This window comes from Pueribacillus sp. YX66 (assembly GCF_041725775.1).
Classification (GTDB): Bacteria; Bacillota; Bacilli; order Bacillales; family UBA6769; genus Pueribacillus.
On record NZ_JBEUEL010000075.1, the window covers coordinates 1 to 1511 of the forward strand.

General features: G+C 36.1%; 1 protein-coding gene. It reads right to left on the reverse strand.

Annotated features, from left to right (window positions below; all coding sequences use genetic code 11):
- Positions 1-184 precede the first annotated feature (184 nt).
- Positions 185-1369: a CaiB/BaiF CoA transferase family protein gene (locus tag ABU914_RS15350; protein WP_379670566.1), complete on the reverse strand. Its 1185-nt coding sequence runs from the start codon at positions 1367-1369 to the stop codon at positions 185-187.
- Positions 1370-1511 lie beyond the last annotated feature (142 nt).

Below are 1511 nucleotides of genomic sequence, written 5' to 3' on the forward strand. Positions count from 1 at the left end.
GATTAATCGTGACGTAAGCTAAATTCGTTTTTCGTTCAACGAGGATATTTTCATAACTCATGTTTCGTTCTCCTTCCTTTTTATATTATTTATTCGATGTCATATTTAAAAAAGCACACGTTTATAATAATTTCATAAATGTTAAACATGTGCTTAAGCATTGTTTCTATTAGATTAAGAAACTTTATATAATTCCATCTTGACGCATTCGTGATACTTCTTCACTGTTAATACCTAAACTAGATAAAACTTCCTCTGTGTTTTCACCTAAAGATGGCGGATGCAATCTCACCGTTGATGGTGTTTCTGAAAATTTAACCGGAAATGCCGGCGTCTTCAACCCTTTTATTTTCGGATGATCAATATCAACCATCATTTCACGAGCAATGGCTTGTGGAGAAGTGACAACATCACCGATTGTATTAATTGGTCCACATGGAACCCCAACAGCATCAAGTTTTTCACAAATCTCTTCACTCGACATCTTTGACAATCTTTCTGAAAGTATCGGAACGAGTACGTTGCGAAGTCTCACCCGATCTTCATTTAATTTATAATTCTCATCATTTAATAAATCGTCCCAGCCTAATGCTTGGCATGTTCTTTCCCATAGACGATCATTGGCAGCGGCAATAATGACATTTTTATCTTTTGCTTGAAAAACTTGATACGGTACTAACGTATGATGCCCTTGTCCCATCGGCTTTGCTGATTTTCCAGTCGCAAAATATCCAGTAGCTAAATGGTTTAACATCATTATTTGACTATCTAATAGACTGCAATCAACAAACTGACCTCTTCCCGTCTTTTCTCTTGCTATAATTGCTGTTAACACTCCTAGTGCTCCGAGAATCCCAGTAGATAAATCAACGATAGATGGACCAACTTTATACGGCTTTCCCTCTTCACCTGTAGTACTCATAATCCCAGAGTAAGCCTGAATTAATAAATCATAACCTGCTCGATATTTCTCAGGACCTGTTCTTCCAAATCCAGAGATAGCCAAATAGATTATACGTGGGTTAATTTCCTTTAACGTATCATAATCGATTCCTAACTTTTCCGTAGTACCTGTTCGAAAATTTTCAATAATTACATCACTTTCTTTAACTAAATCATAAATAATATTTTTCCCTTGTTCACTTTTTAAATTTAGTGTCATACTTTTTTTATTTCGATTCGAGCTTAAATAATAACAACTCTCGCCATCCCATTCAGGAGGAGTGAAACGTCTTGCTTCATCGCCCACTCCAGGTTGTTCAACTTTTATCACTTCTGCACCGAGATCACCTAATATTTGACCCGAAACAGGACCAGCCAGTGTTCTAGCCAATTCTAAAACTTTTATTCCTTCTAAAGGTTGGATCATTTATTATGATGACAACTCCTCATATATCGTAGTTTATGCTAGGTTGCGAGTCTACTGTCCTATTTTTTATTGAAAATTAGGCAGTACATTTTCTGCAAATAAGTTCATTGACTTTAATACTTGTTTTTGTGGTTGTCCGCCG

Coding starts and splice junctions, on each gene's coding strand:
- ABU914_RS15350 (WP_379670566.1), bottom strand. CDS start 1,369: ATGATCCAACCTTTAGAAGGAATAAAAGTTTTAGAATTGGCTAGAACA.